This window comes from Bacillus sp. 7_6_55CFAA_CT2, assembly GCF_000238655.1.
Lineage (GTDB): Bacteria > Bacillota > Bacilli > Bacillales > Bacillaceae_G > Bacillus_A > Bacillus_A cereus.
In genome coordinates, this window is record NZ_JH414711.1 from 561848 (window position 1) to 568366 (window position 6519).

The window sequence follows — 6519 nt, forward strand, 5'->3', positions numbered from 1 at the left end:
CGGAAGATCCGAAAGAACCGAAGGAACCAGAAGTGAAGCCAGAAGATCCGAAAAGAACCGAAGGAACCAGAATTGAAACCGGAGGATCCGAAAGAACCAAAAGAACCAGAATTGAAACCGGAGGATCCGAAAGAACCAAAAGAACCAGAAGTGAAACCAGAGGAACCGAAAGAGCCGAAGGAACCAGAAGTGAAACCGGAGGAACCGAAAGAGCCGAAGGAACCAGAAGTGAAACCGGAGGAACCGAAAGAGCCGAAGGAACCAGAAGTGAAACCGGAGGAACCGAAAGAACCAAAAGAACCGAAAGAACCAAAAGAACCAAAAGAACCAAAAGAACCAAAAGAACCAAAAGAACCAAAAGAACCAAAAGAACCAAAAGAACCAAAAGAACCAGAAGTGAAACCGGAGGAACCGAAAGATCTGAAGAAACCAGAAGTGAAACCGGAAGTAAGACTGGAAAAGTTAATTAAAGAACCGCAAGCAAAAGTAGAAAAAGAATTACCGAAAACAGGGGCAGCACATTCATGGATGATGTCAGTTGGTGCGGGAATTTCATTCTTAGTTGGCGGAGTATTATTCGTATTAGGTAGAAGAAGAAAACAATAATTTTTTAGACGAAAAGCACACTGAGTTCGATAGTTTATTGGACTCAGTGTGCTTTTATGTTATATAAAAGGAAAGCTCCTTCCACGTATGGAAGGAGCTTTATTTTTGCATATTAAAACATACTTGAGCTATGCATCGGTTGAAGTTTTGCATTTGGATCGAAGTAAGCTTTTGCATTGTTTACTGCTGTCGGTGCTTCGCCAAATCCACAAGCGATAAGTTTTACTTTTCCTTCATATGTACAAATGTCACCAGCAGCGTAAATGCCAGGAATATTTGTTTCCATTTTTGAATTTACAAGGATGCTGTTTTTTTGTATATCTAAGCCCCAGTTTTTAATTGGGCCAAGAGAAGAAACGAAGCCGTAGTTTACGATTACGTCATCAACATCGATGATAATTTTTTCCTCCGTTTTTACATGTTGAAGAACGACTTGTTCAATCTTGTCATCACCAATGAGTTCTACTGGAACGTATGGTGTACTTACTTCTGCACGAGAATTCATTAAGCTTTCTACGCTATGTTCATGCGCACGGAATTTATCACGACGATGAACGATTGTAACTTTTTCAGCAATCGGTTCTAACATCATTGTCCAGTCTACTGCTGAGTCGCCACCGCCAAATACTACGACGCGCTTACCAGCAAATTTATTCATATCATCAACGAAATAATGTAAGTTTTTCTTTTCGTATTTCGCTGTACCTTCTAATTCTAAGCGGCGTGGTTGGAAAGCACCATTGCCAGCAGTAATAATAACTGATTTAGAATAGTGAGTTTGCTTATTCGTAACAAGTTTAAATATACCGTCAGCTTGTTTCTCAAGCGTATCGACAGCTTCTTCTAAACAAACAGTTGGGTCAAATTTCTTCATTTGCTCTTTTAAGTTATCAACTAATTCTTGTGCGCGCACTTTTGGAAATCCAGCCACATCATAAATGTATTTTTCAGGGTAGAGTGCGGATAATTGTCCGCCAAGTTGAGGTAAGCTTTCAATGATTTTTACACTTGCTTGTCTCATACCGCCATAAAATGCTGTGAACAGTCCCGTTGGACCACCACCAATAATTGTTATGTCGTAAACTTTTTGATTTTCTGCCACTTTCATTCCCCCTATAGATGGAATTTTGATATTGATTTCATATATTGTTCATATGTACACGAAAATCCTGCAAATGATGACACTTTCAAATAAATGATAGCATATTTGAGTTCATAATACTTCTGAAAACGACTGAATTGTGTGTAAGTTTTCGCATAGGTTCTTTTTTATTGTATAAAATATACAGAAAGGAAAATACATGAAAAAAAGGCTAAAAAACCCTTGAAAACGCTATGTTATTTTAAAATATTGATAATTCTCCAGACGCTTGAATTCTGGAATAAAACCGACTAATATAGGGAAGTATTATGTTAAATTTCTATGACAAAATTCGTACGATTTTTTGACTGCGTTTTGTTATGATATAGAATGTGATAAATTCCACATTCTTGACAAATAGAGTTTTTAGTACTTGGTATTATTTTTCATTACTATTATATAAAGAAAAGGGTTGTGATTTGGTGAAGACTCCAAAAATCGTAGTTTTAGGTGCAGGTTATGGCGGGATGATTACGACTGTTCGTCTGCAAAAAGCATTATCTGTAAATGAAGCTGAAATTACGCTAGTAAACAACAACAGCTATCACTACCAAGCGACTTGGTTACATGAGAGCGCAGCTGGTACATTACAAGATGAAAAAATCTGTCTAGATATTCAAGACGTTATTGATACAAATAAAGTGAACTTTGTACAAGACACAGTAGTAGAAATTAAAGCTGCTGAAAAACGCATTATCTTAAAAGATGGCGAGTTAGAGTATGATTACTTAGTAATTGGTCTTGGTTTCGAATCAGAAACATTCGGAATTACAGGATTAAAAGAGCATGCATTCTCAATCGCTAACATTAATGCAACTCGTGAAATTCGTGAGCATATGGAAGCTAGTTTCTCTAAATATGCAACTGAACAACGCGATGAGTTAGTAACAATCGTTGTTGGTGGTGCTGGATTTACTGGTATCGAGTACGTAGGTGAGCTTGCAAACCGTGTTCCTGAACTTTGCAAAGAGTATAATGTACCACGTGAAAAAGCACGTATCATCTGTGTAGAAGCTGCTCCAACAGCACTTCCAGGTTTTGATCCAGCGTTAGTAGAATACGCTGTAAAACAACTTGAGAAAAAAGGTGTAGAATTCCGCATCGGTACAGCAATTAAAGAAGCAACTGAAGAAGGTATTATCGTTGCGAATGGCGATGACACTGAATTAATTAAGTCTGAAACAGTAGTTTGGGCTGCAGGTGTTCGTGGTAATGGTATTGTGGAAGAGTCTGGCTTTGAAGCAATGCGCGGACGTGTAAAAGTTGATGAGTACATGCACGCTCCAGGATACGAAGATGTATTCATGGTTGGTGACGCAGCGTTAATCATTAATGAAGAAATTAACCGTCCTTACCCACCAACAGCACAAATTGCAATTCAACAAGGTTACAATATTGCACACAACTTAACTGTATTAGTTCGTGGCAAGGGCGAAATGAAGAAATTCGCATTCGATAATAAAGGATCTGTATGTTCTTTAGGTCATGACGATGCAATGGGCGTTGTTATGGGTAAAAAGTTAACAGGTTGGAAAGCTTCCTTCATGAAGAAAGTAATCGATAACCGTTACCTATTCTTATTAGGTGGACCTTTATTAGTTCTTAAAAAAGGTAAATTAAAGTTCTTTTAATATATAGTAGAAAAAGCAGAAACGGCTAAGAGCTGTTTCTGCTTTTTTCATATTAAAAATATAGTATAATATATAAAAAAAGAAAGAATATTCTGTCCGTTCTGATGGAGGAGGTTATTACATCATGGAGAAACGAGGGAAGGTATGGCTAGCTGTTAGTGGTTTAGTAGCTACAAAAGATGGTAGGTGGCTATTTGTTAAGAAGAAATACAGTGGATTAAAAGGGAAATGGTCTTTACCGGCTGGTTTTGTAAATGAAGGTGAGACGGTTGATGAAGCTGTGAAACGCGAAGTGTTAGAAGAGACAGGCATTGTCGCTCATGTGAAGGGGATTATTGGTGTTCGATCGGGTGTTATTCGTAATGAGATTAGTGATAATATGATTATTTTCCTTTTGGAACCTGAAGGAGAAAATATTATTGTACAGGAGAAAGAATTGTCTGAAGTGGCGTTCTTACATCCGGATAAGATTGTAGACGATCCGAATACGTCTGTGCTTATTAAATATTTGTTAGAAGGAAGATCAGAACTACATCTTGAAGTGGACAAAACATTAAATCCAGGCGAACCATTTGGTTATACAGCTTATCACGTATTTACGGCACGTGCGAAGGAGAGGGGAAAAGAGTGAGTATACCGGTACTACTTATTTCAATGATGTTATTCTTTATTTTGTTCTTTGGAATTGGATTTTTACTCAACATGATTTTGCGAGCTACTTGGGTAATGGTTATTGTGTATCCAATTGTTTGTATGCTTATTATTAATAAAGCGAGTATGTGGGATTATTTTTCAAAACCGAAAGAAACATTTTCTTCATTTGGGACAAGTGTATCGCACTTAGGACAAGCAGACGTATTTATTCTATCTACTGGATTAGTAGGGGCTGCTTTAGCAGGAGTCGTAATCAAGAAACTTCGGAAAAGCGGATATCAAATGTTTTAATCTCCAATTAAGTTGGAGATTATTTTTTTGCATATTCCTTCATCGTATAGGGAATGATTAACGATGAAGGAGTGTGGAATATAAAAATGTTAAAACGATATTGTATTCGCATTATGATGACTTGTTTACTTGCAATTGCATTATGCGTAACATGGAATGCTTTCACAGGAGTTTCTTTATTAGAGATTGTAAAGAAATATGAGGGAATGAGTGCAAAAGAAGTACATGCAGCAGAAGTTAAGAGAAATGTTGCTCCGAGTAAAGAAGTGATAAATGCTTTAGAGCAGGCAAACGACTGGTCTAAATATCGTTCAATTGAAATGACTGCAACAGGTTATACATCGGGGATTGAGTCAACTGGTAAGAGGCCGGGGCATCCAGAGTATGGTATTACATATTCAGGTGTTAAAGTGAAAAGGGATTTATATTCCACAATCGCTGCGGACTTACGCGTATTTCCGATTGGAACGATTCTATTCGTACCAGGTTATGGATATGGTGTAGTAGCTGATAAGGGCGGTGCAATAAAAGGAAACCGTCTTGATCTATATTATGATACGGTGAAAGATGTTTATAGCCAATGGGGTAAGAAAAAAGTAAATGTGTACGTAGTAAAAGTAGGAAATGGTAAGTTTACAGAAGAAGAGTTAACGATGTTAAATCAAGACGAAACGATGCAAGTGTTTCGTGGTCAATATTTGAAATAGAATATATAGTTGATAGGGCTTCCTTCTGTATTTTTTAGAAACATTAATATAGAGGAGAGCCCTTTATTATTGGTATTTAATAACTGATTTTCAATGTTTAATTTATGTGTTATAATTTTTCCTGTATTAGAAGGAAATTACAATTGAATAAGGAGGGAAGGAAGAGAGTGAAAAAAATAGAAGCTCTCTTATTATTATGAGAGAAGGAACTTTATCTCAACAAAATATAGTTGTATTGTTTTTTAAACAGTTACGCCCGAAACAATGGACTAAAAACTTGCTTGTATTTGCAGCGTTAGTCTTTTCGATAAAACAAGTATCTTTAACTATGGTGGCACAAGCTGCAATTTGTTTTGCGCTATTTTGTGCAATATCTGGCTGTGTCTATATTTTAAATGATTTTATGGATATTGAGGCAGATCGACAACACCCTGTTAAGCGATATCGACCGATGGCATCGGGTGCATTAAATCCGTATTTTGCTATTACGGCAGGTTGTGTTATTTTAGTAGCGTCTTTAGTAGTTTCATATATACTAAATCCGTTATTGTGCTTAGTATTAGCAGTCTATTTTATTTTAAATGTAGCTTATTCAATTCGTTTAAAGCACGTTGTAATCATTGATATTTTAATTATTGCATCTGGATTTGTTTTACGAGCATTGGCCGGTGGATTAGTTATTCAAGTGCCATTTACACCGTGGTTTTTATTATGTACATTATTACTGTCACTATTCTTGGCCATTAATAAAAGACGACATGAATTAGTATTGTTACAGAATAATAAAGGTTCTCATAGAAAAGTATTAGAAAGTTATTCTCCAGCTTTGTTAGACCAATTAAGTACAATTGTTACGTCGGCAACTATTGTAACTTATGCTATCTTTACTTTTAATGCAGGGAAAAGTATCTATTTAATGTGGACAATCCCATTTGTAATTTACGGGATTTTTCGTTATTTATATTTAGTTCACATGGAAGATAAAGGTGGAGAACCAGATAAAGTTTTATTAGAGGATCAGCATATTTTAATAACAGTGTTGTTATATGCGATAACAGTTATTATTATACTATTGAACTTTTAATTACTCTATTCGGGTTTACTAAAACGTTTAAGAGGAGAGTCTTAAACGTTTTTTATTTGGAATAAAACAGTTAAGGAGTATAGAGATGCAACAATTTTTGATGATTATTTTATCAGTTGGTATGGGAGTTGTAGGGCAAATTTTATTAAAGTTTGGCGCAATGAAATCACAAAGTTCAGCGGCTGTAGGTATTATGAATTTCATTAACGTACCGAACTTTTTCGGACTAGCTTTTTACGGTTTAAGTGCATTATTATGGATGATTGTGCTGAGAAAGGTTGATTTAAGTTATGCATACCCAATGGTGAGTTTCGGATATGTGTTTGTTATTATTGCGTCAGCATTATTATTTGGTGAAACAATCAATTTCATGAAAATTGCTGGAATGGTATGTATAGTGGCTGG

At 36.0% G+C, this 6519-nt stretch carries 7 protein-coding genes and 1 pseudogene; 7 read left to right on the forward strand and 1 reads right to left on the reverse strand.

Features of this window, described 5'->3' with window-relative positions; translation table 11 throughout:
- Positions 1-270: 270 nt before the first annotated feature.
- A pseudogene (locus HMPREF1014_RS32655) lies at positions 271-606 on the forward strand (LPXTG cell wall anchor domain-containing protein); the annotation flags it as partial.
- A 112-nt stretch (positions 607-718) separates the two neighbouring features.
- On the opposite strand, the gene HMPREF1014_RS23415 reads toward HMPREF1014_RS32655, so the two are convergent.
- The gene (locus tag HMPREF1014_RS23415; RefSeq protein ID WP_000829788.1) at positions 719-1708 is read right to left on the reverse strand and encodes an NAD(P)/FAD-dependent oxidoreductase; all 990 of its coding nucleotides are present in this window, start codon (positions 1706-1708) and stop codon (positions 719-721) included.
- 461 nt (positions 1709-2169) lie between these two features.
- Between HMPREF1014_RS23415 and HMPREF1014_RS23420 the strand changes: the two genes are divergently transcribed.
- The 6 genes from HMPREF1014_RS23420 to HMPREF1014_RS23445 form a co-directional block, all read left to right on the forward strand.
- Positions 2170-3378: an NAD(P)/FAD-dependent oxidoreductase gene (locus HMPREF1014_RS23420; RefSeq protein ID WP_000856612.1), complete on the forward strand. Its 1209-nt coding sequence runs from the start codon at positions 2170-2172 to the stop codon at positions 3376-3378.
- A 124-nt stretch (positions 3379-3502) separates the two neighbouring features.
- Complete coding sequence (locus tag HMPREF1014_RS23425) at positions 3503-4009, forward strand: NUDIX hydrolase (protein ID WP_000415321.1); 507 nt, start codon at positions 3503-3505, stop codon at positions 4007-4009.
- Positions 4006-4323, forward strand: a complete 318-nt coding sequence (locus tag HMPREF1014_RS23430) for a YuiB family protein (RefSeq protein WP_000027016.1) — start codon at positions 4006-4008, stop codon at positions 4321-4323. The genes HMPREF1014_RS23425 and HMPREF1014_RS23430 overlap by 4 nt, the downstream gene beginning before the upstream one ends.
- Positions 4324-4409: 86 nt before the next feature.
- Positions 4410-5030, forward strand: coding sequence for a stationary phase survival protein SpsC (gene spsC, locus HMPREF1014_RS23435; protein ID WP_009327527.1), 621 nt, complete (start codon positions 4410-4412; stop codon positions 5028-5030).
- Between the two features lie 196 nt (positions 5031-5226).
- Positions 5227-6114, forward strand: a complete 888-nt coding sequence (locus HMPREF1014_RS23440) for a decaprenyl-phosphate phosphoribosyltransferase (RefSeq protein WP_001206694.1) — start codon at positions 5227-5229, stop codon at positions 6112-6114.
- A gap of 85 nt (positions 6115-6199) precedes the next feature.
- A partial coding sequence (locus tag HMPREF1014_RS23445; protein ID WP_001183888.1) for an EamA family transporter occupies positions 6200-6519 on the forward strand: 320 nt, incomplete at its 3' end.

Excerpts from the sequence above, each read along its gene's own strand:
- spsC (WP_009327527.1), top strand. The coding sequence starts at position 4,410 with ATGTTAAAACGATATTGTATTCGCATTATGATGACTTGTTTACTTGCA.
- HMPREF1014_RS23425 (WP_000415321.1), top strand. The coding sequence starts at position 3,503 with ATGGAGAAACGAGGGAAGGTATGGCTAGCTGTTAGTGGTTTAGTAGCT.
- HMPREF1014_RS23440 (WP_001206694.1), top strand. The coding sequence starts at position 5,227 with ATGAGAGAAGGAACTTTATCTCAACAAAATATAGTTGTATTGTTTTTT.